The sequence below is a fragment of the Tepidicella baoligensis genome (genome assembly GCF_013432195.1).
Taxonomy (GTDB): domain Bacteria; phylum Pseudomonadota; class Gammaproteobacteria; order Burkholderiales; family Burkholderiaceae_C; genus Tepidicella; species Tepidicella baoligensis.
Window position 1 is genome coordinate 1 of the sequence record NZ_JACCDB010000002.1, and the last position, 22,634, is coordinate 22,634.

27 protein-coding genes and 1 riboswitch are annotated in these 22,634 nt (G+C 64.9%); of the genes, 16 read left to right on the forward strand and 11 right to left on the reverse strand.

All coding sequences use genetic code 11. The features are described from left to right. Positions 1-61: 61 nt before the first annotated feature. The 7 genes from HZS63_RS02855 to HZS63_RS02880 all read right to left on the reverse strand — a co-directional run bounded on the left by HZS63_RS02855 (position 62) and on the right by HZS63_RS02880 (position 6,018). Positions 62-943, reverse strand: a complete 882-nt coding sequence (locus tag HZS63_RS02855; protein ID WP_180682545.1) for a cytochrome c oxidase subunit 3 — start codon at positions 941-943, stop codon at positions 62-64. A gap of 71 nt (positions 944-1,014) precedes the next feature. Then, a complete protein-coding gene (locus HZS63_RS02860) occupies positions 1,015-1,224 on the reverse strand; it encodes a DUF2970 domain-containing protein (RefSeq protein ID WP_180682546.1) in 210 nt (69 codons plus the stop codon). Further along, positions 1,221-1,844 carry a cytochrome c oxidase assembly protein gene (locus HZS63_RS02865; RefSeq protein ID WP_180682547.1) on the reverse strand — a complete coding sequence of 208 codons (624 nt, stop codon included), beginning with the start codon at positions 1,842-1,844 and terminating at the stop codon, positions 1,221-1,223. The genes HZS63_RS02860 and HZS63_RS02865 overlap by 4 nt, the downstream gene beginning before the upstream one ends. Positions 1,845-1,852: 8 nt before the next feature. Beyond that, positions 1,853-1,969, reverse strand: a complete 117-nt coding sequence (locus tag HZS63_RS13850; RefSeq protein WP_343039942.1) for a cytochrome oxidase small assembly protein — start codon at positions 1,967-1,969, stop codon at positions 1,853-1,855. Between the two features lie 13 nt (positions 1,970-1,982). Continuing rightward, the gene (ctaD, locus tag HZS63_RS02870; RefSeq protein WP_180682548.1) at positions 1,983-3,602 is read right to left on the reverse strand and encodes a cytochrome c oxidase subunit I; all 1,620 of its coding nucleotides are present in this window, start codon (positions 3,600-3,602) and stop codon (positions 1,983-1,985) included. A 35-nt stretch (positions 3,603-3,637) separates the two neighbouring features. Then, positions 3,638-4,828, reverse strand: coding sequence for a cytochrome c oxidase subunit II (gene coxB, locus HZS63_RS02875; protein ID WP_180682549.1), 1,191 nt, complete (start codon positions 4,826-4,828; stop codon positions 3,638-3,640). Positions 4,829-5,079: 251 nt separating this feature from the next. Next, on the reverse strand, positions 5,080-6,018 hold the full coding sequence (locus HZS63_RS02880; RefSeq protein ID WP_180682550.1) for a class I SAM-dependent methyltransferase: 939 nt from the start codon (positions 6,016-6,018) through the stop codon (positions 5,080-5,082). Between the two features lie 293 nt (positions 6,019-6,311). Here HZS63_RS02880 and HZS63_RS02885 point away from each other — a divergent pair, with 293 nt between their 5' ends. Both HZS63_RS02885 and trmL read left to right on the forward strand, forming a co-directional pair. Continuing rightward, positions 6,312-6,812 (forward strand): phosphoribosyltransferase family protein, encoded by a 501-nt coding sequence (locus HZS63_RS02885; protein WP_180682551.1) that lies wholly within the window; start codon positions 6,312-6,314, stop codon positions 6,810-6,812. A gap of 10 nt (positions 6,813-6,822) precedes the next feature. Next, positions 6,823-7,299 (forward strand): tRNA (uridine(34)/cytosine(34)/5-carboxymethylaminomethyluridine(34)-2'-O)-methyltransferase TrmL, encoded by a 477-nt coding sequence (trmL, locus tag HZS63_RS02890; RefSeq protein ID WP_180682552.1) that lies wholly within the window; start codon positions 6,823-6,825, stop codon positions 7,297-7,299. Position 7,300: 1 nt separating this feature from the next. On the opposite strand, the gene HZS63_RS02895 is transcribed toward trmL, so the two are convergent. The 3 genes from HZS63_RS02895 to HZS63_RS02905 all read right to left on the reverse strand — a co-directional run bounded on the left by HZS63_RS02895 (position 7,301) and on the right by HZS63_RS02905 (position 9,237). After that, entirely contained in the window at positions 7,301-7,756 is a 456-nt protein-coding gene (locus tag HZS63_RS02895; RefSeq protein WP_180682553.1) for a MaoC family dehydratase, read from the reverse strand. Between the two features lie 79 nt (positions 7,757-7,835). Next, positions 7,836-8,453: a ParA family protein gene (locus tag HZS63_RS02900; RefSeq protein WP_180682554.1), complete on the reverse strand. Its 618-nt coding sequence runs from the start codon at positions 8,451-8,453 to the stop codon at positions 7,836-7,838. Between the two features lie 25 nt (positions 8,454-8,478). Beyond that, complete coding sequence (locus HZS63_RS02905) at positions 8,479-9,237, reverse strand: TSUP family transporter (protein ID WP_180682555.1); 759 nt, start codon at positions 9,235-9,237, stop codon at positions 8,479-8,481. A gap of 25 nt (positions 9,238-9,262) precedes the next feature. Here HZS63_RS02905 and HZS63_RS02910 point away from each other — a divergent pair, with 25 nt between their 5' ends. The 14 genes from HZS63_RS02910 to tolA all read left to right on the forward strand — a co-directional run bounded on the left by HZS63_RS02910 (position 9,263) and on the right by tolA (position 19,017). After that, positions 9,263-9,901: a trimeric intracellular cation channel family protein gene (locus HZS63_RS02910; protein ID WP_180682556.1), complete on the forward strand. Its 639-nt coding sequence runs from the start codon at positions 9,263-9,265 to the stop codon at positions 9,899-9,901. A gap of 18 nt (positions 9,902-9,919) precedes the next feature. After that, complete coding sequence (locus HZS63_RS02915; protein ID WP_180682557.1) at positions 9,920-10,354, forward strand: DUF1841 family protein; 435 nt, start codon at positions 9,920-9,922, stop codon at positions 10,352-10,354. A 115-nt stretch (positions 10,355-10,469) separates the two neighbouring features. Beyond that, positions 10,470-10,673 carry a hypothetical protein gene (locus tag HZS63_RS02920; protein ID WP_180682558.1) on the forward strand — a complete coding sequence of 68 codons (204 nt, stop codon included), beginning with the start codon at positions 10,470-10,472 and terminating at the stop codon, positions 10,671-10,673. 218 nt (positions 10,674-10,891) lie between these two features. Then, positions 10,892-11,761, forward strand: a complete 870-nt coding sequence (locus HZS63_RS02925; protein WP_180682559.1) for a lytic transglycosylase domain-containing protein — start codon at positions 10,892-10,894, stop codon at positions 11,759-11,761. Positions 11,762-11,771: 10 nt separating this feature from the next. Further along, positions 11,772-11,916: riboswitch (ZMP/ZTP riboswitch) on the forward strand. 46 nt (positions 11,917-11,962) lie between these two features. After that, positions 11,963-13,207, forward strand: coding sequence for a serine hydroxymethyltransferase (glyA, locus tag HZS63_RS02930; RefSeq protein WP_180682560.1), 1,245 nt, complete (start codon positions 11,963-11,965; stop codon positions 13,205-13,207). 3 nt (positions 13,208-13,210) lie between these two features. Continuing rightward, on the forward strand, positions 13,211-13,660 hold the full coding sequence (nrdR, locus tag HZS63_RS02935) for a transcriptional regulator NrdR (protein ID WP_180682561.1): 450 nt from the start codon (positions 13,211-13,213) through the stop codon (positions 13,658-13,660). 36 nt (positions 13,661-13,696) lie between these two features. Beyond that, positions 13,697-14,338 (forward strand): riboflavin synthase, encoded by a 642-nt coding sequence (locus tag HZS63_RS02940; RefSeq protein WP_180682562.1) that lies wholly within the window; start codon positions 13,697-13,699, stop codon positions 14,336-14,338. A gap of 26 nt (positions 14,339-14,364) precedes the next feature. After that, positions 14,365-15,507: a bifunctional 3,4-dihydroxy-2-butanone-4-phosphate synthase/GTP cyclohydrolase II gene (ribBA, locus tag HZS63_RS02945; protein ID WP_180682563.1), complete on the forward strand. Its 1,143-nt coding sequence runs from the start codon at positions 14,365-14,367 to the stop codon at positions 15,505-15,507. 4 nt (positions 15,508-15,511) lie between these two features. Continuing rightward, positions 15,512-15,982 (forward strand): 6,7-dimethyl-8-ribityllumazine synthase, encoded by a 471-nt coding sequence (gene ribH / locus HZS63_RS02950; protein ID WP_180682564.1) that lies wholly within the window; start codon positions 15,512-15,514, stop codon positions 15,980-15,982. Further along, positions 15,979-16,524 (forward strand): transcription antitermination factor NusB, encoded by a 546-nt coding sequence (gene nusB / locus HZS63_RS02955; protein WP_180682565.1) that lies wholly within the window; start codon positions 15,979-15,981, stop codon positions 16,522-16,524. The genes ribH and nusB overlap by 4 nt, the downstream gene beginning before the upstream one ends. A 6-nt stretch (positions 16,525-16,530) precedes the next feature. Beyond that, entirely contained in the window at positions 16,531-16,947 is a 417-nt protein-coding gene (gene ybgC, locus HZS63_RS02960; protein WP_180682566.1) for a tol-pal system-associated acyl-CoA thioesterase, read from the forward strand. Continuing rightward, the gene (gene tolQ, locus HZS63_RS02965) at positions 16,944-17,657 is read left to right on the forward strand and encodes a protein TolQ (RefSeq protein WP_180682567.1); all 714 of its coding nucleotides are present in this window, start codon (positions 16,944-16,946) and stop codon (positions 17,655-17,657) included. The genes ybgC and tolQ overlap by 4 nt, the downstream gene beginning before the upstream one ends. 12 nt (positions 17,658-17,669) lie before the next feature. Further along, entirely contained in the window at positions 17,670-18,110 is a 441-nt protein-coding gene (locus tag HZS63_RS02970) for a biopolymer transporter ExbD (RefSeq protein WP_180682568.1), read from the forward strand. Between the two features lie 22 nt (positions 18,111-18,132). Next, on the forward strand, positions 18,133-19,017 hold the full coding sequence (tolA, locus tag HZS63_RS02975; protein ID WP_246316117.1) for a cell envelope integrity protein TolA: 885 nt from the start codon (positions 18,133-18,135) through the stop codon (positions 19,015-19,017). 29 nt (positions 19,018-19,046) lie between these two features. Here the strand turns inward: tolA and dnaE are convergent, their stop codons facing one another. Then, positions 19,047-22,610 carry a DNA polymerase III subunit alpha gene (gene dnaE, locus HZS63_RS02980; RefSeq protein WP_180682569.1) on the reverse strand — a complete coding sequence of 1,188 codons (3,564 nt, stop codon included), beginning with the start codon at positions 22,608-22,610 and terminating at the stop codon, positions 19,047-19,049. Between the last annotated feature and the right edge of the window lie 24 nt (positions 22,611-22,634).

Consider the following 22,634-nt stretch of genomic DNA (forward strand, 5'->3'; position numbering starts at 1 on the left):
TGCTGGGCGCACAACAAAAAAGCGCCGCCAGGCGCTTTTTTGTTGGCTGGCCTGATCAGGCTCACATCCAGTACACCACAATGTAGAGGCCCAACCAGACCACGTCCACAAAGTGCCAGTACCAGGCGGCGCCTTCAAAGCCGAAGTGCCGCTCCTTGGTAAAGTGGCCTTTTTGCAGGCGCAACGTGATCACCAGCAGCATCAGCATGCCCACGAACACATGGAAACCGTGGAAGCCGGTCAGCATGAAGAAGGTCGAGCCATAGATCCCGGAATCCAGACGCAGATTCAGATCGGTGTAGGCATGGTAGTACTCATAGCCCTGCACGCACAGGAAAACGAAGCCCAACAGCACCGTCAGCCACATGAAGGCGATGGTCTTGCTGCGGTTGCCGTCCTGGATGGCGTGGTGAGCGATCGTCAGCGTCACGCCCGAGGACAGCAGCAGCGCCGTGTTGATGGTGGGCAGCCAGAAGGGGCCCATGGTCTGGAAAGGCTCCACGATACCGGCGGGCGATGCGGTCATGCCGGCCATGACCGATGGCCAGACGGCCTGGAAGTCCGGCCACAGCAGCGCGTGCTCGATATTGCCCAGCGTCGGCACCGAATGGGCACGGGCCCACCAGAGGGCGGTAAAGAAGGCGCCAAAGAACATGACCTCCGAAAAAATGAACCAGGTCATGCTCCAGCGGTAGGAGATGTCGATCTTGCGCCCGTACAGCCCGCCCTCGCTCTCGGCGATGGCGTCACGGAACCACTGATACAGCACCACCAGCCACCACACCAGGCCGAAGGCCACCGAATAGGGTGCCCAGGCCGACCCGTTCACCCACTGACCGGCACCCAGGATGACAAAAAACAACCCGAACGCCGACATGAACGGATGCCGCGACAGACCGGGCACGAAGTAGTACGGCGTTGTGCCATGCGTTGCTGCAGACATGCTCACTCCTATTGTTGCTTTCGCTTATGAATTCGATACGGTATGGATCGGCTGGCGTACCCCAATGAGGCTCAGCCAACCACCCAGCGGACCAACACCATCAGCAGGATGACAAACAGAAAACCCAGCACCAGCCCCACGATCAACACATGCAGAGGGGTGAGCTGCTGAATGTCTTCTTGAAAGTCTTGGCGACGGCGCAAGCCCAGAAAACTCCAGAGCACGGCTTTGACCGTGGCCCACCATCGGGATGGCCGACCAGGCACGGGGCGCTGCTTCATACCTTGCCCGACTCATCATGAGCCCCTTGGTTCAAAGAGGGTGGCACCACGTCCACCATGGCTTGCGGCGCAGGGGGCGTCTTGCCACCGACCTCGAAAAAGGTATAGGAAAGGGTGATGGTGGTGACATCGCGCGGAATCCGCGGGTCGATGACGAACGCCACCGGCCACTCTTTCTTTTCGCCCGGCTCCAGCGTGTACTGGGTGAAACAGAAACACTCCAGCTTGTTGAAATGCCGGGCCGCCTGCCGCGGCGCATAGCTGGGAATGGCCTGTGCAGCCATGGTGCGCCCCTGGATGTTCTGGAATTCGTACATCACGGTGGTGAGTTGCCCCGGGTGCACCTCCAGCGAGCGCACCAACGGCCGGAAGTCCCAGGGGCCGCGCACGTTGGTGTCGAACTCCACGATGATGGTCCGGCTGGTGTCCACCTGCGTGTTGGCCGGCAGCGACGGGGTCAGCCCCGGTACGCTGCGCTCCGACAGGGCAAGGATGTTGATGCCCGTGGCTTCGCAGATGGCCCGGTAAATCGGTACCAGCGCATAGCCGAAAGCAAACATGCCCAGCGCCACCACCGCGAGCTTGCCGACGATCTTCAGGTTTTCCTTGCGCAACGACATGGGCTCAATCAGGCACTGAAGAGTAGAAACTTGGCCACGAAACCAAGCATGAAGGCCAAGGCCACGGAAGCCAGGATGAGCCCCAGCCTCACGTTGCTCCTGCGCTTTTCAGGCGAAACCGGCACGAAACGCTCCCGATCAACCGATCACGCGGGTCGCCGTCGGATCCAGCTTGGGCGGGGTTTCGTAGGTGTGGTGCGGCGCCGGGGAAGGCACCTCCCACTCCAGACCTTCCGCCGCCTCCCAGGGCTTCTGGGGGGCCTTGGCACCCTGGCCACGGATCACCGGCAGCACGACGAAGAGCAGGAAATAGACCTGCATCAGACCGAAGCCGAAAGCACCGATGGACGACAGCATGTTGAAGTCAGCAAACTGCATCGGATAGTCGGCATAGCGGCGCGGCATGCCGGCCAGACCCAGGAAATGCTGCGGGAAGAAGGTGATGTTGAAGAAGATCAGCGACAGCCAGAAATGGATCTTGCCGCGAACTTCGCTGTACATCACGCCACTCCACTTGGGTGCCCAGTAGTAGAAGCCGCCGAACAACGCGAACAGCGAACCGGCCACCATGGTGTAGTGGAAGTGCGCCACCACGTAGTAGGTGTCATGGAGTTGCTGGTCCAGCGGAGCCATGGAGAGGATCAGACCGGTGAAGCCGCCCATGGTGAACACGAAGATGAAGCCCACGGCCCACAGCATCGGGGTCTCGAAGGTCATCGAGCCCTTCCACATGGTGGCGATCCAGTTGAACACCTTCACGCCGGTGGGCACGGCGATCAGCATGGTCGCGTACATGAAGAACAGCTGGCCGGTCACCGGCATGCCGGTGGTGTACATGTGGTGTGCCCACACGATGAAGGACAGGATGGCGATCGAGGCGGTGGCATACACCATGGAGGCATAACCGAACAGCCGCTTGCGGGAGAACGCCGGGATGATCTGGCTGACGATGCCGAAAGCCGGCAGGATCAGGATGTAGACCTCGGGGTGGCCGAAGAACCAGAAGATGTGCTGGTACATCACCGGGTCACCACCGCCGGCGGGGTTGAAGAAGGAGGTGCCGAAGTGCCGGTCGGTCAGCGTCATGGTGATGGCGCCGGCCAGCACGGGAATGACAGCGATCAGCAGGTAGGCGGTGATCAGCCAGGTCCAGCAGAACATCGGCATCTTCATCAGCGTCATGCCGGGAGCGCGCATGTTCAGGATGGTGACGATGATGTTGATGGCCCCCATGATCGACGAGGCGCCCAGGATGTGCAACGCGAAGATCGCGGCATCCATCGACGGCCCCATCTGCAGCGTCAGCGGTGCATACAGGGTCCAGCCGGCAGCCGGAGCACCACCGGGCATGAAGAACGAGGCGGCCAGGATGATCGCCGCCGGGACCATGAGCCAGAAGCTGAAGTTGTTCATCCGCGCAAAGGCCATGTCGGAGGCGCCGATCTGCAGCGGGATCATCCAGTTGGCAAAGCCCACGAAGGCCGGCATGATGGCACCGAACACCATGATCAGGCCATGCATGGTGGTGAACTGGTTGAACAGCTCGGGGTTCACCAACTGCAGGCCCGGCTGAAACAGCTCGGCGCGGATGCCCAGGGCGAGCACACCACCGAAGAGAAACATCACGAAGCTGAACAGCAGGTACAGCGTGCCGATGTCTTTGTGGTTGGTGGCATAGACCCAGCGGCGCCAACCGCTGGGCGCGTGGTGGTCGTGATCGTGCGCGTGAGCGTCGTGGTGATCAAGAACTGCACTCATGGCGTTTTCCTCGTTTCAAATGTTCTGTCGGGCGCTCACCGAGCCGCCATCACTTCGGCGGGCTGGATCAACCGCTGGGTATTGTTGGACCAACTGTTTTTGGCATAGGTCATCACCGCGGCCAGTTCGGTGTCGGAGAGCTGGCGCCAGGCAGGCATCGCACCCTTGCCATTGAGCATGATTTGCAGGAATTCGGACTGGTCTTCAGCGGTCACGATGGCCGAGCCGTCCAGGGGCTTGAAGGGGCCGGCGCCTTGACCGTTGGCCTGGTGACAAACAGCGCAGTTGGCGGCATACACCGAGGCACCGCGGGCGACGAGGTCGGTCAGCGTCCAGACCTTGCTGGGGTCATCGGCCTTGGCGGCCATGACGGCCATCTGTTCCTGCACCCAGGCGGTGTACTCGTCCTGAGACACCACGCGCACGTGAATGGGCATGAAGGCATGCTCCTTGCCGCACAGCTCGGCACACTGGCCGTAGTAGTCGCCCGTCTTTTCGGCACGGAACCAGTTGTCGCGCACGAAACCGGGAATCGCGTCCTGCTTGATACCAAAGGCAGGCACCATCCAGGCGTGGATCACGTCGGTCGCGGTGGTGATGATGCGCACCTTTTTGCCCACCGGGACGACCAGCGGGTTGTCCACCTTGAGCAGGTAGTTGTCCAACTTGACGCCACGGGCCCCTTCGTCGGCGATGCGGCGATGTTCCGGATCGAGCGTCTGCAGCAGGGAAATGCCTTCGCCCTCGCCCTTGAGGTAGTCATAACCCCACTTCCACTGCATGCCCGTGACCTTGATGGTGAGGTCGGCATTGGTGGTGTCTTTTTGGGCCACGACCAGTTTGGTGGCCGGCAGGGCCATGCCGATCACGATGAGCAGCGGGACGATGGTCCAGCCCAGTTCCACCCAGAGCGGCTCGGGCAGCTCCTGTGCCTTGTGACCGACCGATTTGCGGTGCTTCAGGATGGAGTAGAACATCACCCCGAAGACCAGCACGAAAATCACGGCACACAGGGCGAGCATGAACCAGTGCAGGCTGTGCAGTTCTTCGGCCATGCGGCTGGCGGCAGGCTGGAAATTGAGACCCCTGACTTGAGGACCGCCCTCAAGGCTACCGACCGCATGGGCCGAGGTGGACCACCAAGCCGCCGCACCCAGCGTCATCGTGGCCACGGCGCCTTGCGCGCTGGCCCAACGCCGGCGCAACGAATGAACTGCTTTCTTCATCGTGCTCACTTTTTTCGCCTCAAATATAAGCATTGATTTATATCAATGCCAATTACACCAAATTTTTCTAACATTCCGTGTCGGGGCATTCCCTGAGCGCACGACACTGGGATGACCCCTGCCATACAGCAACAGGCCGACTGCGCAGCCGGCCTGCTTTGATCTATGTCAATTGTAGCCGCGCTTTCGCAGCGTACTTAGCATCCCCTATGGAAGCAGCCGGGAAAAAGTTCCGTGACGGCCCCAAGGCTTCAGCGGCCCGCATCCGGCGGGCGGCGCAGCATGGCCCGCATGTCGTCCAGCGGCACCTGGGTGTGAGCGCTCAACCGCGCCCGTGGAGCTGGCTTGACGGCATGGCCGTAGATCACTTCCACCGTCACACACAGCTGCCCGTCCGGGTTGCGCGGGAGCGATTGCTCCAGCAAAGACCGAACCGCATGGGCATGCCCGCGTCCGCTCAGGCCCGAACGCCGATGCCGATGCAGGTTACGTCCACCTGCGCGCAGATCGGCCAGCAGGCGCTCGGCATCCGGGTAAGTCAGTGTGAGCCGCTCCATGTCCATCACGGGTTCGGCAAATCCGACTTGCACCAGCATGTCCCCCCAGTCGTGCATGTCGGTCATGGGCTGCAGGGGCGGTGGCCAGCCCTTCGACGCATAGGCACGGCGCAGCTCGATCAGGGTATCCGGCCCCAGGCAGGAGAACATGACGAAGCCATCGGTACGCAACCATTGGTACCAGGACTGCAGCACGGTCATGGGGTGCTCGTACAGGTGCAACGACAGATTGGCCCAGAGCAGATCGGCTTGGCCCGGCTCCGGCGGCGCTGACCGCGGGCTTGCAGAGGCGCCGCCCAGCCATCGGCGCCACCAGGGACGCCCTGCGCCTTCGGGGCCAAGCGCGATCAACCCCGCCGCCCGCCAGGTGTGCATGCCTTCATCCCCGGCCAGCCTCGCCGGGGCTTCGGGATAGCGGGCCGCCAGCGTACGGTGTGCCTCAACCCCCCCGAGCACAGGGTTCCAATCCACCCAGGCGGCCGGTCGTTGGCGTATCCAGTCCAGCCTGGACGCCATGCGCCGCCCCACTTCTTCGCTGAGCCAGGGGCTGCTGGCACGCGGCCACTCACGCCAGCGGCGGGCGGCAACGGGGTCGAGGTCAGGCACGGGGCCCGGTACGGTGGCATCGGTCATGAGAGGCATCCAGGCGGTCAGCCAGTATAGTGGCGGGCATGGGAGGCAGATTTCAGGCATGGCGGTCGTGGCTCACACCGCCGACGGCATGCGCGCTCTGCCGCGCCTGGTCGGCGCATGCCCTCTGTCCGTCTTGTCGTCAGGACTACGCCCGCCTGCTGCCCCGTTGTCCATCCTGCGCCCTGCCTCTGGCCCCAGGCCTGGCTCTGTGTGTTCGCTGCACCGAGTCCGGCCCGACGCCGTTGCAGCGTTGCATCGCTCGGGTGCCTTACGCTTGGCCCTGGAACGATATCGTGTCCCAGTTCAAATTCAGGTCTCAGCCCGCCTGGGCACGCGAAATGGCGCGCCTCATGCTGGAAGATCCACAAGCGACTGCGCTGCTCAGCGCCGCCGACGGCCTGATTCCCATTCCGCTGGCCACCAGCCGACTGCTGGACCGGGGCTACAACCAAGCGGCCGAACTCGCCAAAAGCCTGGGCCGGACAGCCGGACGCCCGGTGTTTCCCGGCGCGCTGTCACGCCGGGAAACACGGCGAGAACAACACTGGCTCACGCAAGAGGAGCGCGCGGCCCACGCCCGTGAAGCCTTCGAAGTCTCCCCTCGGTGGGGGGGCCATCTGCGGAACAGACACTGGGTGCTGGTGGACGACGTGATGACCACTGGCGCCACCCTGCGAGCCGCCGCGCTGCATCTGCGGGCAGCGGGTGCCGCTTCGGTCAGTGCCCTGGTGTTCGCCCGCACCCCACCGCCACAGACCACGGAGGATGCGGCCCCAAGGATGGACATGGAATAATCCCGGCCCCATGTTCCACATCATCCTGGTTCACCCCGAAATTCCGCCCAACACCGGCAATGCGATTCGGCTGTGCGCCAACACCGGCTGCACCCTTCATCTGGTCGAGCCGCTCGGGTTTTCCATGGAAGACCGGCTGATGCGGCGCGCCGGACTGGACTACCACGAGTACGCTGAGGTGCGCCGGCACGCCGACTGGGCCGCCTTCACCGAGCGCGAGCGGCCACGCGCCGACCGCCTGTTCGCCCTGACGACCCGAGGCACCCGGTCGGTGTACGAGGCCGCTTTCCAGCCGGGGGATTGGCTGGTGTTCGGTTCCGAAACGCGCGGGCTGCCTCCCGATGTGCTAGAGGCGTTTCCAGCATCGCAGCGGCTACGGCTGCCCATGCGGGCCGGCCAGCGCAGCCTGAACCTGTCCAATGCGGTGGCGGTGGTGGCCTACGAGGCCTGGCGACAACAGGGGTTTGCCGGCACCTCAGGCATATAGCTCAGGCGTACAGCCGCGCCAGAAATTCGGCCACACAGGCGGGCTTGTCGCCCCCCTCTCGCTCCACGGTCACATCCCAGGTGAGCTGACGCCCCCGGGGCTCGATGGGCTCGCACGCCTTGAGCTTCAGCACCGCGCGCAGGCGGCTGCCCACCGGCACCGGCGCCGTGAAACGGACCCGGTTCATGCCGTAATTCACTCCCATGCGCACCTCTTCCACCCGCAACGAGGACTCCAGGAAGCGGGGCATCAGAGAGAGCGTCAGGAAACCATGCGCGATCGGCGCACCAAACGGCCCTTGGCGGGCGCGCTCGGGATCGGTGTGGATCCACTGATGGTCGCCTGTGGCGTCGGCAAACCGGTTGACCTGCTCCTGCGTGACCTCCAGCCAAGGGCTGATGGCCACGGTCTGGCCCACGAGAGCGGCGAGTTCGTCTAGGGTGGCAAAAGAACGCATGCCGCCACTCTAAACGCGGACCATCCAGGCGCTTGTCGTCGGCGGGACAAAGGACCGCACAAGGCTGAGGCCAGACCCGTCAACGGTCCAGCCAGCGGCAGATCGGCTCCCATTGGACCAGATCGCGCTGGACTTGACTGGGCTGCACATCGAACAACGTGAGGCCCTGGGCGGCGAGATGGATGTAGATCTGGGTTTCACGCAGATAGGCCAGCACCGGCAGGTCCAGGGACTCGATGAAGGCGCGCAGCTTGTCGGCGGCCAGCGTTCGGCTGTCCACCCGCATACCCACCACCCCAATATCCAGCGCGGCGGATCGACGGCGCTCTTGCAGTTCGTCCCAAAAGGCACGGGTGGCCAGAATGTCGAACACGCTGGGCTGCAGGGGAATCAGCAGTTTGTCGGCACGCCTGAGCACCTCTTTCAGACCTTTGCCGTGCAGGCCGGCCGGGGTGTCGAGGACCACATGGGTGGTGCCCCGCGGCGGCTTGAGCACATCGCTCGCACTGGCGTCCCAGGTCACGATGGGCCGGGCCTGCGGCGGCCGCAACGCCAGCCACTGACCGCAAGACTGCTGCCGGTCGGCGTCACCCAGCATCACCGAATGCCCCCGGCGAGCCAGATAGCCCGCGACGTTGGTCGCCAAGGTGGATTTGCCGACACCGCCCTTGGGATTGGCCACGACGATCACGCTCATGTCACCCCTCCAAAAAAGCGTTACCTTATCCGAACCAGCCGTCCCACACCAGCTTGACACCGGTCAGAAACATGCCGAGGTACACCATCCGGTAGAACAACACAGGCTGGATGCGCCGGGCCAGCGCCACGCCAGCCCAGACCCCGAGCGGCGCAAATGGGATCAGCACCAGCGAGGTGGCGAAGTTGCGCCAGTCGAACAGGCCCAGCCAGGCATAGGGCACCCACTTCGAGAGGTTCACCACGAAAAACAAGAACGCCATGGTGGCTGTGAACACCACGGGCCTCAACTTGAGCGGGATGACGTAGGCGTTGAGCGGCGGGCCACCGGCATGGGCGATGAAGCTGGTGAATCCCGAGGTCACCGTCAGGATGCCGCCCACCCAGCGCGGCGGAGGCGGCGCATCGGGCCGGGGCGGGAACAACAGCCTTTGCGCAAGGAACAGCAGGGTGAGCAGGCCGACCAGGCCCGCCACCAGCCTCGGATCCACCCACCTGAATAGCAAGGTGCCGATCAGCGTGCCCAGCAAGGCAAACGGCACCAGGAAACGGAACAGCCGCCAATCCACGTCGCGCCGCAATGCCGCCATGCCGAGGATGTCCATGACGAGCAACAGCGGCATCATGATGGCCGCCGCCTGGGGCACCGTCACCGCCAACGCCATCATCGGCACCGCCAGGGCACCGAAGCCGGAGCCAAATCCGCTCTTGCTGATGCCCATGAGCAGGACCGCCGGGATGGCCACGGCATAGAACCAAGGATCGGTGATGGGTGCAAAGCTCACAAAAAACACTCTACCATCTGTGTCCATGGACCATTTGTCCCTCTGGGCCCACCGACTGAGCATCGCCATCGAGGCGGCTGCGGTGCTGGCCTTCGCCCTCTCTGGCCTGCTGGCTGCTGCGCGCAAGCGGCTCGATGCCGTGGGCGTGTTCACCGTCACCTTCCTGGCGGCCTTCGGCGGCGGCACCCTGCGCGACCTGCTCTTGGATCAGCGTCCCTTCTTCTGGGTCGAGCACGTCCACTGGCTGTGGCTGCTGATGGGGCTGTGCGTGGTGGCCATGGCCTTCATGCGCCACCATCATTTCGAACCCACGGAGCGCGCCATGCAATGGCCCGACGCGCTCGGCCTGGGGCTGTTTGCGGCCGCCGGTGTGAGCAAAGCGCTGCACACCGGCTCGCCCGCGCTGGTGGCGGTGCTCATGGGGGTGGTCACGGGCGTGTTCGGCGGCGTCCTGCGCGACGTGGTGTGCAACGACATTCCGCGCGCCTTCCAGGACCACCAACCCTACGCGGTCTGCGCCTTCATCGGGGGCTGGGCCTACGTGGGCTGGTGGACGTGGACGGGCTCGGCCGGCCAGGCCTTGATGATCTGCGTGGGCGTGACCTTCGGGCTGCGGGCGTTGGCCATGTGGCGGAACTGGAACCTGCCGGCCTGGAAGGCCTGAACCAGCGACAATACGGCCATGTTCCAACCCTCACAGGCCGATGTCCGGCGCTTTTTCTGCGGCACCTACGACAAACTCACCCGAGAGCTTCCGATGGAAGCGATCGAGGTGCTGGCCAGCGAATGGATCCGCTTGCACCCGGAATACCACGGCGATCTGGCCGATCTCGATCGCGCCCTGGCCGAGATGCAGACCGCAGACCCCAGCCGCGAAAATCCCTTCCTCCACCTGGCCATGCACCTGAGCATCAGCGAACAGTGCTCCATCGACCAACCACCAGGTATCCGTCAGGCGGTCGAACTGCTGGCGGCCCGGCTGGACTCGCTGCACGACGCACATCACCAGGTGATGGAGTGCCTCGGACAGATGCTGTGGGAAAGCCAGCGCAGTGGGCGGCCACCCGACGGCCAGGCCTACATCGACGCCGTGCGCCGCCGCGCCACCGGCACCTGACGCCCCCACAAACGAATCGACCCCGGCAGGCTGCACCCACCGGGGTCATCGGCCGGACTGAGTCCTGTGCCGAGGGGCGAGGCGGAGTTTGCTCGTCACACCACGCCGGAAGCAAGTGATTGCTTCCATTCTGTTGCCAGGCAACGGGGCGGACCCCGTTGCGGGCAGTGGCCTGCAACAACTGATCAGTTGGGCGCTGCTGCAGACGGTTTTGACTGTAGCGGTTGAGCGCGGATTTGCCCATCTGATTTTTTTTATGACGGCTATCGGCTTCATTGTTTTTTTCCACTATCGAGGACCGCGCCTCCCGAAGCGATGATTTCTATTCTAAATATGAATAAAAAACGATTTTTAAAGTATTGACAGGTAATTTACGAGCCCGTACCATCCGCGCCAAATCCATCTTGGTATTAACCCTAGGACGCTGCCGACCCCGGCTAAGTTGATGACCCGCCAGGGTTTTCAATGGCGACCCCCAATCGAGTGCGACCTGTCGGCCTTCCGGCGCCGCAGGCCACACCCAGAAAGGAGCGTGCGATGACAGCGCCACACGTACCCCGCCCTAGCGGGATTTTCCAACACCTGCACACAGCCGCCACGGGCGTGATGCAGGGCTTTCTGACCATCACCCGCAACAGCATGGCTGTGCTGGGCCTCGTGCTGGCCTTGGGCGCGGGCATTCTGCTGACGCAACCTCACCTTCGCGACAGCGCCGAAGAACTCGCTTTCGGCTGGCTGATGGATCGACAGATCGCCGCCAACGGTATCGGCGTCGATCCCAGCGCCATCGACCGCGTCACCGTGGCCGACCCCAGCGAGCTGCCCGAGCACCAAGCACTGATCGCCGACTGGCTGAGCCGCAAGTACCGCGTGGCCAAGGAGCCGCTGAGCGCTCTGGTGGCCGAGGCCTATGACGTCGGAGGCAAGATAGGCGTCGATCCCAAACTCATCCTGGCCGTCATGGCCATGGAGTCGCGCTTCAACCCCTTTGCGGCCAGCCCGGTGGGTGCACACGGCCTGATGCAGGTCATGACACGGGTGCACACCGACAAATTCGAAGGCTTTGGCGGCGCCATGGCGGCCTTCGACCCTGTGACCAACCTCCGTGTGGGCGCCATGGTTCTGGAAGAAGCCATACGCCGTGCCGGCTCTGTCGAAGGCGGGCTGCGCCTCTACGTGGGCGCCGTCACCACCGACGGCCGCGAATACATCGATCGGGTGCTGTCCGAACACGAACGCCTGCAACGCGTGGCCCAGGGGCAGCGCGTGGGCTTCAACGCGTTCCAGCGCCGCACCCCGCCTGCCACCACGGCTGCGCCCGCCCCTATTCCCACGGCGCCGGGTGGCGTGGAGCTCGAAGCCGAGGCCAAGCAGGACAATCTGCCGGCCGTGGCCCAGGCCTCCTGAGCTAGAATTTCAGCCTGTGCGCGACTGGCGATAGGCCGCAGACACCACCGCGTCGAACGGCGCGGCTGTAGGCCGACGTGGGCCACCACGGGGAAGCGCACAGTCGCGGTCGCCTCAGGGGCCGCGGCTCTGAGCCGTTCGCCTGGGCAGCCCGTGAGTCTCCACTCCCGCCACGGGTCCATCGACCTCCTCAGGACTGCCATGTACGACCGCAACATCCTCATCGAACAGACCGACCCCGAACTGTTCGCCGCCATCCAGGCCGAAAACGCGCGCCAGGAACAACACATCGAGCTGATCGCCAGCGAGAACTACGCTTCGCCGGCCGTGATGGCCGCTCAGGGAAGCCAGCTCACCAACAAATACGCCGAAGGCTACCCGGGCAAGCGCTACTACGGCGGCTGCGAATATGTGGACGTGGCCGAACAATTGGCCATCGACCGCGTCAAACAGCTCTTCGGTGCCGAGGCGGCCAACGTGCAGCCCCATTGTGGCGCTTCGGCCAACGAGGCCGTCTTTCTGGCTTTCCTCAAACCCGGCGACACCATCATGGGCATGAGCCTGGCCGAGGGTGGCCACCTCACCCACGGCATGCCGCTGAACATGAGCGGCAAGTGGTTCAACGTGGTGAGCTATGGCCTGAACGACAAGGAAGAGATCGACTACGACGCCATGGAGCGCAAGGCGCACGAACACCGCCCCAAGCTGATCGTGGCGGGCGCATCGGCCTACAGCCTGCGCATCGACTTCGAGCGTTTTGCCAAGGTCGCCAAGGACGTGGGCGCCATCTTCATGGTGGACATGGCCCACTACGCCGGCCTGATCGCCGCCGGCGTGTACCCCAACCCGGTGCCGTTCGCCGACGTGGTGACTTCCACCACCCACAAGAGCCTGCGCGGCCCGCGCGGCGGCATCATCCTGATGAAGGCCGAGCACGAGAAGGCCATCAACAGCGCCATCTTCCCGGGCCTGCAGGGCGGCCCGCTGATGCACGTGATCGCCGCCAAGGCGGTGGCCTTCAAGGAAGCGCTCGCGCCCGAGTTCAAGGCCTACCAGCAACAGGTGGTGAAGAACGCCCAGATCGTCGCCGAGACGCTGACCCAGCGCGGCCTGCGCATCGTCAGTGGCCGCACCGAAAGCCATGTGATGCTGGTGGACCTGCGTGCCAAGGGCATCACCGGCAAGGAAGCCGAGGCCGTGCTGGGCCAGGCCCACATGACGATCAACAAGAACGCCATCCCGAACGACCCGGAAAAGCCGATGGTGACCAGTGGCGTGCGCATCGGCACCCCGGCCATGACCACCCGTGGCTTCAAGGACGAGGAGGCCCGCCTGACGGCCCACCTGATCGCCGACGTGCTGGACAACCCGCGCGATGCGGCCAACATCGAAGCCGTGCGCGCCAAGGTCCATGCCCTGACCACCCGCTTCCCGGTCTATAGGTAAGCCATGAAATGCCCTTTCTGCGGCCACGCCGACACCCACGTGGTGGAGACGCGCGTGGCCGAGGAGGGGCTGTTCATCCGCCGCCGTCGCCGCTGCCCCCAGTGCGACAAACGCTTCACCACCTACGAACGCCCCGAGGTGAACTTCCCGGCCGTGGTGAAGAAGGACGGCCGGCGCATCGACTACGACGCCTCCAAGCTGCGCGCCAGCTTTGCGCTGGCCCTGCGCAAGCGCCCGGTCAGCACCGAGCAGGTGGATGCGGCCATGGAGCGCATCGAAGAAAAACTGCTCAATCTCGGCGCCCGGGAAGTGCCTTCGCATCAGATCGGCGAAATGGTGATGCGCGAACTCAAGAAGCTCGACAAGGTGGCCTACATCCGCTTCGCCAGCGTGTACCGCAGCTTCGAAGACATCAACGAATTCAAGACGCTGGTGGACGAAGTCCGCCGATAGCCCACGGGCCTGGGCCAATCCTGCGACAATAGCAGGATGTTCACCGGCATCATCACCGGCGTGGGGCGCATCGCCGCCGTCCACCCCCTCGGCTCTTCAGACCAACACGGCAAACGCCTCACCGTGGAGGCGCCGCCCGGCTATCTCGACGACGTGGGGTTGGGCGACAGCATCGCCCTCAATGGCGCCTGCATGACCGTGACCACCCTGGACCTCTCGCACCGCCAGTTCACCGTCGATATTTCCGCCGAATCGCTAGACAAGACGGCCGGCTTGGATCGACCCGGCCCAGTCAACCTGGAAAAGGCGCTGCGCGCGCACGATCGACTGGGCGGGCACATCGTCTCCGGCCACGTGGACGGCATCGGTCGCGTCACCCATTTCGCGCAAGCGGGTGAAAGCTGGACGCTGCGTGTGCTCGCGCCCGCCTCGCTCGGCAAATACCTCGCCTACAAGGGCTCGATCACCGTCAATGGCGTGAGCCTGACCGTCAACCAGGTGACCGATCTGCCGCAAGGCTGCGAGTGCAGCATCAACCTGATTCCGCACACGGTGGAGCACACTGCCCTGGGCACGCTGGCGCCCGGCAGTGCGGTGAACCTGGAAATCGATCTGATCGCGCGTTATGTCGAGCGCATGCTCGGCGCCAGAGCGCCGCACAGCGCCGTCCCTCACTGAATGGCTTTGACCTGGTCCTGACTCCCATGAACGCCTCCCACCCCACCCTGTCGCCGGTCGGCATTTCGCCGGTGGAGGACATCGTCGCCGATTTGAAGGCCGGTCGCATCGTCATCCTCGTGGATGAAGAGGACCGCGAAAATGAGGGCGATCTCGTCCTGGCAGCCGATCACGTCACGCCGCAAGCCATCAACTTCATGGCCCGGTTCGGCCGCGGCCTGATTTGCCTGACACTCACCCGCGAACGCTGCGAGCGGCTCAAACTGCCGCCCATGGTGCCGCGCAACGGCACCAAGATGGGCACGGCCTTTACGGTGTCGATCGAGGCCGCCGAAGGCGTGACCACCGGCATTTCGGCCGCCGACCGCGCGCGCACCGTGCAGGCAGCGGTGGCCCCCGATGCCCGGCCGGAAGACCTGGTCCAGCCTGGGCACATCTTTCCGCTGCAGGCGGTCGATGGCGGCGTGCTGATGCGCGCCGGCCACACCGAAGCGGGCTGCGATCTGGCAGCCATGGCCGGCTGCACACCCGCCGCCGTGATCTGCGAGATCATGAAGGACGACGGCACCATGGCCCGGCTGCCCGATCTGCAGATTTTTGCGGCCGAACATGGGCTCAAGATTGGCACCATCGCCGATCTGATCGAGTACCGCAGCCGCACCGAAAGCCTGGTGCGGCGCGTCGGCTCTCGCCCGTTGAACACGGCCTATGGGGAATTCCAGGCGCATGCCTTCCGCGATGACACGGGCGGTGCCGTGCATCTGGCGCTGGTCAAGGGACAATGGAATGCCGACGACACGGTGAGCGTGCGGGTGCACGAGCCGCTGAGTGTGCTCGATGCGCTGGAAGTGGGCCGGTCCATGCACTCCTGGACACTGGAAACCAGCCTGCGTCACATGGCCGAGCAGGGTCGGGGCGTGGTGGTGCTGCTCAACTGCGGAGAGACCGCCGAGCAACTGTTGGCCCAGTTCGACGGCACGGCACGTTCCGCCCAAGCGCCCGAGCGCGGCCGTATGGACCTGCGCACCTACGGCATCGGCGCGCAGATCCTGCGCGAATGCGGGGTACACAAAATGCAACTGCTGGGTACGCCACGGCGCATGCCCAGCATGGCCGGCTACGGCCTGGAAGTGGTCGGTTTCTTGAGCAAGAACCAGATGGAAGGATAAGCATATGTTGGGTGCAAACCAAGGCAGCGCGGCTGCGCTGGACGGCACGGGCTTGCGAATCGGCATCGTGCAAGCGCGCTTCAATCAGGGCATCACCGATGCGCTGGTGCAGGCATGCCGCCAAGAGTTGTTGCAGCTGGGGGTGGAGCAAGACCACATCGAACAGGTGCAGGTCGCCGGCGCGCTGGAAGTCCCGCTGGCTCTGCAGGCCTTGGCCGAGACGGAGCGCTTTGACGCACTGGTGGCGCTGGGCTGCGTGATCCGTGGTGAAACCTACCACTTCGAGCTGGTGTGCAACGAATCGGCCGCTGGCGTCACGCGCGTCGGGCTGGACCACCACATCCCGATTGCCAACGCCATCCTCACCACCGAAAACCTGTCGCAGGCCGTGGCCCGCCAGGAGGACAAAGGCCGAGACGCCGCCCGGGTGGCGGTGGAAATGGCCCGCCTGCTGCAAACCGTCAACCGATCATGAAGACCCCCACTGCTGCTGCCGAACGACCACGCAGGGCCTCGGAAAAATCGGCCCGCACCCGCGCGCGCGAGTTCGCTCTGCAAGCGCTCTACCAGTACCTGGTGGGCCGCAACGGAGCCGAAGACATCGACCTCTTTACCCGCGATCTGAGCGGTTTCCACAAGGCCGACAGTGCCCACTACGACGCGCTGCTGCACGGCTGCATTGCCGAGGCCGCCGAGCTCGACGCCGCCCTCACGCCCTTGCTCGACCGCCCGCTGGCCGAGATCTCGCCGATCGAGCACGGTGTGCTGTGGATCGGCGCCTACGAGTTTCGCCACTGTGCCGACGTGCCCTGGCGCGTGGTGATCAACGAATGCATCGAGCTGGCCAAGTCGTTCGGGGGCACGGACGGCCACAAGTACGTCAACGGCGTGCTGAACCAGCTCGCCCCGCTGTGGCGCGCGCCTGAGGTGGAGCGGGACCAGCGCCGGGGCATCGGCAAGCCACTCCAACGCCCCGTCACGGCCGCACCACCGCCGCCCGACGCCCTGCCCAGCTGAACCACCGTGAGCGTCTTCACTTGGCCCGTGAGGGTGTACTGGGAGGACACCGATGCCGGTGGCATCGTGTTCTATGCCAACTACCTGAAGTTCTTCGAGCGCGCCCGCACCGAATGGCTGCGCAGCCTGGGGGTGGAGCAGCAACGCCTGCGCGACGAAACGGGTGGCATGTTCGTGGTCATCGGCACGGAACTGCGCTACCACCGCCCTGCCCGCCTTGACGATGTGTTACAGGTCAGCGCGCGCATCACGGAACTTGGACGCGCTTCCATGACACTGCAGCAGGAGGCCTGGCGTGTCGGCCGCGGTGTCCCCGAAGACCTCTTGTGCGCAGGCACCATCCGCATCGGCTGGGTGGATGCTGCGCAGATGCGTCCCGGCCGTATTCCGGCGTCGATCATTCACCTGTTACAGAGTCCATGAACCACGATTTTTCCGTCATCCAGCTCATGCTGGACGCCACCTGGGTGGTACAGGCCGTCGTGCTGCTGCTGATCAGCGTATCCATCCTGAGCTGGGCTGCCATCTTCCGCAAGCTGTTCACCCTCAAGCGCGTGCGGCGCCTCACCGAGGATTTCGAACGCGAGTTCTGGTCCGGTGCCAACCTGAACGATCTGTACCAAACCGCCATCCAGCATGCCCGGGATGGCAGCCCGACCGAGCGCATCTTCGCCAGTGGCATGCGCGAATTCCACAAGCTGCGGGACCGCCGGATCACCCAACCCGATGCGCTGATCGAAGGCGCCCAGCGGGCCATGCGGGCGAGCTACCAGCGCGAGGTCGATGCGCTGGAGACCAACCTGTCCTTTCTGGGGTCTGTGGGCTCCGTCTCGCCGTACGTGGGCCTGTTCGGCACGGTGTGGGGCATCATGCACGCCTTCACCGGCCTGGCGGCCCTGACCCAGGTCACACTCGCCACGGTGGCCCCCGGCATTGCCGAGGCCCTGGTGGCCACCGCGATCAGCCTGTTTGCCGCGATCCCCGCCGTGGTGGCCTACAACCGCTTCACGCACGACATCGACCGCGCGGCCAACCGCATGGAAAGCTTCATCGACGAGTTTTCCAACATCCTGCACCGCAACGTGGCCAGCACCGGCACCGTGGCAGGCATGCAGACCACCGCAGCTCATTGAAGGAGGCCAGCGATGCCCGCCGTCGTCTCGCGCAGCCGCAGCCGCCGCACCAAGAGCGAGATCAACATGGTGCCCTTCATCGACGTGATGCTGGTGCTGCTGATCATCTTCATGGTCACCGCGCCGCTGATCGCGCCCAGCCAGATCGAGCTGCCCACGGTCGGGCAGGCGGCGCGCCAACCAGACCGGTTCGTGCAGGTGATCATCGACGCCGAGGGCCTGCTCCAGGTCAAGGAAGGCGCGGCCAGCGGGGCGGGCGTGCAGGTCACGGCTCGGGAACTGGTGGCACGGGTGCGGGAACTGCAAGGGCCACCGGCAGAAGGCCAGACCGCGGTACCGGTGATCATCACCGCCGACCGCAACGTGAAGTACGACGAGGTCATCAAAACCATGGATGCGCTGCAGCGAGCGGGTATCCAGCGGGTGGGCCTGTCGGTACAGCAAGCCCGCTGAACAACGCCGGGAGTGGGAAGTCATGCAGGCGCGTGGTGATGACCTCGATCTCAACCCCCCCGCCCCCGGACGCTGGGGCGGGCCATTGACCTTGGCTCTCGGTGTGCACGGCCTGCTGTTGCTCGCCCTGGCCTGGGGCGTGGCATGGCAAAAGGACACCGAGGCGGTGCTGGAGGCCGAGCTGTGGTCGCGCCTGCCCCAGGTGGCGGCGCCGCGAATCGAGGAGCCGCCACCGGCCCCTCCACCGAGACCGGCGCCGCCGCCACCAGCCCCCGCAGCGCCCCTCGAAGCCGACATTGCGCTGCAGCGGGCTCAGGAACAAGCCCGGTTGGAAGAACAGCGTCGGCTGGAGCAGCAGCGGGCCGAGGAACGCCGGCGTGAAGAACAGCGCCGGGCCGAGGAAGCCCGACGCCAGGCGGAACGCGAAGCAGCCGAACGTCGGGCAGCCGAAGAGCGCCGTCGCCAGGAGGAACAACGGGCTCAGCAAGCCCGTGAACGTGCCGAACAAGAACGCCGCGAACGCGAGCTGCAGGCGCAGCTCGAGGCCCAACGCCAGCGCAACCTGGAACGCATGATGAGCCAGGCCGGCGCCACCGGGGCACCGGCATCGACCGGGAGTGCGTCACAGTCGGCCGGCCCCTCGGCCAGCTACGCCGGCCGGCTCGTGGCCACCATCCGCCCCAACATCGTGTTCACCGATTGGGTGCCGGGCAATCCGCGCGCGGAGGTGGAGTTGCGCACCCTGCCCGATGGCACCATCGTCAGTGCACGGCTGCGCCAGTCCAGCGGACACCCCAGTTGGGACGCCGCCGTGCTGCGCGCCATCGAGCGCACCGGCCGCCTGCCCCGCGACGAGAACGGCCGCGTCCCCTCGACTCTGATTCTCGGTTTCCGGCCGCAGGACTGAAGCGGGGGCAGCTCCCGGAGGCGGGCCCGTCAGTCGAACACGATTTCAGCCCGTTGCTCATGCGCCTGGGCCATCCAGGCCGCAAGCGCTGCATTCGACGGAAAAAACAGCGAGCGATCATCCAGTTGCAGCTCGCAGCGGGCCGAATCGCGCCACACTTGCAGCCGCACCGGCAGACCGCGCACCAGTTCCCCCTGCTCGCTCGGCTCCCGACGTGGGGGAAACTCGCGGACCAGGGCTGCGACATCGAGTCCTTGGCCGTTGACCACCACCCGCAGGTACTTGCCGAAACGGCAGCGGGCCGCCCCCAGGTCCCAGAGCTGCTGCACCTTCAGGCGCAGACCACCGGAGAAGCGGTCGGTCTGGGCCAGCACCTGGGCCACCACCAGCTCGTCATCTTTCAGAAGGCCCTTGTGTTGGTTGATCAGCCCCTCGTCGGCGGTGGCTTCCAGCGTGCCGGTCTTGTCGTCCAGCTTGAAGATGGCGACCTTGCCACGCTGGCCGTTGATGATGCGCAGATCGGTCACGATCCCGGCCAGCAAGACCGGGTCGCGGCTTTCCACCACATCGCCAATGGGCGTGCGGGCAAAGCGGCGCACCTCGCGTTCCACCTCGTCGAACAGATGACCCGACAGGTAAAAGCCGATCGCCGTCTTCTCGTGGGTCAAGCGCTCCTTCACCCCCCAGGGCAGGACATCGACCAGATCAGGCTCCTGGGTACTGGCGCCATGGCCGTCGGCGCCGAACAAGTCGAACAGGCCGCCCTGCTGGGCGTTGGCCTGCTGGGCGTTGGCATACTCGAACGCCCGCTCCACCGAGGCCAGCAGGGCTGCGCGGTTGAGCTCCAGCGAATCAAAAGCCCCGGCCTTGATGAGTGCTTCGACCGTGCGCTTGTTCAAGCGGCTGCGATCCACCCGGTTGCAGAAATCGAACAGACTCTTGAACGGGCCGACGGTGTCACCAGCAGGGCCCACGCCCCGGCCTTCGCGTGCCGCCTCAATGGCCTCGATCGCCTGCTGGCCCGTGCCTTTGATCGCCCCCAGCCCATAGCGGATGACCTTGTCGCTGACCGGCTCGAAGCGGTAGGTGCCGCGGTTGACGTCCGGCGGCTCGAAGGTGATGCCGAACTGGATCGCGTCCTCGAACAACACCTTGAGCTTGTCGGTGTCGTCCATTTCGATGGCCATGTTGGCGCAGAAGAACTCCGCCGTGAAGTGCACCTTGAGCCAGGCCGTGTGGTACGCCAGCAGGGAATAGGCGGCAGCGTGCGACTTGTTGAAACCGTAGCCGGCGAACTTCTCCATCAGGTCGAAGACCTCGTCGGCCTTCTCTTCGCTGATGCCCTTCTCGGCCGCGCCCTTGCGGAAGATGATCCGGTGCTGGGCCATCTCCTCGGGCTTTTTCTTGCCCATCGCACGCCGCAGCAGGTCGGCGCCGCCGAGGGAGTAGCCTCCCAGTATCTGGGCCGACTGCATCACCTGTTCCTGGTAGACCATGATGCCGTAGGTTTCGGCCAGCACCGGCTCCAGCAGCGGGTGAGGATAGACCACTGCTTCACGCCCGTGCTTGCGCGCCACGAAGCTGGGGATCAGGTCCATCGGCCCTGGGCGGTACAACGCGTTGAGGGCGATCAGGTCTTCCAGCCGGGTGGGTTTGGCGTCGCGCAGCATACCCTGCATGCCGCGGCTTTCAAACTGGAACACGGCTTCGGTCTTGCCCTGCTGGAACAGTTGGTAGGTGGCTTGGTCGTCGAGCGGAATGTTCTCGAACGCAAAACCGGCTTGGTCAGGGTGGCGTTTCTGGATGAACGTCTTGGCCAGCTCCAGGATGGTGAGCGTGGCCAGGCCCAGAAAGTCGAACTTCACCAGGCCCACGGCCTCCACGTCGTCCTTGTCGTACTGACTCACCGCCGACTCGCTGCCCGGCTGCTGATACAGCGGACAGAAATCGGTGAGCTTGCCCGGCGCGATCAGCACGCCGCCGGCGTGCATACCGATGTTGCGCGTGATGCCTTCGAGCTTTTGCGCCAGTTCGATCAGTTGCTTGACCTCCTCCTCCTTCTGGATACGCTCGGCCAGCAGCGGCTCCATGGCGATGGCGTAGTTGTTCTTGTCGCCAGGCTTGGGCGGGTCGGGCGGGTACTGCAGCGTCACGCTCATGCCCGGTTTGTTGGGAATGAGTTTGGAGATGCCATCGCAGAAGCCATAGGCGAAGTCCAGCACGCGGCCCACATCGCGGATGGCGGCGCGCGCGGCCATGGTGCCGAAGGTGGCGATCTGGCTCACCGCATCCTTGCCGTACTTGCCCTTGACGTAGTCGATGACGCGGTCGCGGTTGGTCTGGCAGAAGTCGATGTCGAAGTCGGGCATGGACACCCGCTCCGGGTTCAGGAAGCGTTCGAACAGCAGGTTGTACTGCAGGGGGTCGAGGTCGGTGATGAGCAGGGCGTAGGCCACCAGGGAGCCGGCCCCGGACCCCCGGCCCGGCCCGACCGGGCAGCCGTTTGCCTTGGCCCACTGGATGAAGTCCGACACGATGAGGAAGTAGCCCGGAAACCCCATCTTGAGGATGGTGTCGAGCTCGAACTCCAGCCGCTCCAGATAGCGCGGGCGCTGACGCTCGCGCTCTGCCTGATCCGGGTAGAGGTGTTCGAGACGGGCGTTGAGCCCCTCGTGCGAAACGTGGCGGAAATAGTCCTCCACCGACATCACCACGCCGTTGACGGGCGGAATCGGGAAGTCGGGCAGGCGCGGCTTGCCCAAGGTCAGCGTGAGGTTGCAGCGCTTAGCAATCTCCACCGTGTTGGCCAGGGCGCTGGGCACGTCGGCGAACAGGGCCGCCATCTCGTCGCTGGACTTGAAATACTGCTCGCGGGTGAATTTGCGCACGCGGCGGCTGTTGCCGAGGATTTCCCCTTCGGCAATGCAAACGCGCGCTTCGTGAGCCTCGTAATCGTCGGCCCCGAGGAACTGGATCGGATGGGTGGCCACCACGGGCAGGCCGAGCCGTGCGGCCAGAGGCACCGCGGCCATGACGTGGCGTTCGTCGTCGGCACGCCCGGCACGCTGGATTTCGAGGTAGAAGCGGTGCGGGAACGCATGGGCCAGTTGCAGGGCCAGCTCGGCGGCCCGGGCCTCGTCACCGGCCAGCAGGGCCTGGCCGACCGGCCCGGCATGGGCTCCCGAGAGCACGATCAGCCCCTCTCCCAGTTCCTGCAGCCATTCCCAGCGCAACGCGGCCTGGTCACGCACGACGTTGCGCGTCCAGCCACGGGCCAGCAGTTCGCACAGGTTCAGGTAGCCTCGATGGTTTTGTACCAGCAGCAGCAGGCGCGGCAGGCTGTGCTGCTGGCTGGAGGCCCCCGGCACCGGCTCCCCGCCCAGGCCTTGCACCACCACGTCGGCCCCCAGCACGGGCTTGACACCGGCCCCGCGCGCAGCCTTGTAGAACTTGATGGCACCGAACAGGTTGTTCAGGTCGGTGATGGCCAGGGCAGGCTGGCCGTACCCCACCGCAGCCCCGACGGCCTCGTCCACACGGGTGGTGCCATCGACGACGGAAAACTCGGTATGCAGGCGCAGGTGTACGAACATGGCGCCATTGTAGGCAGCGGGCCG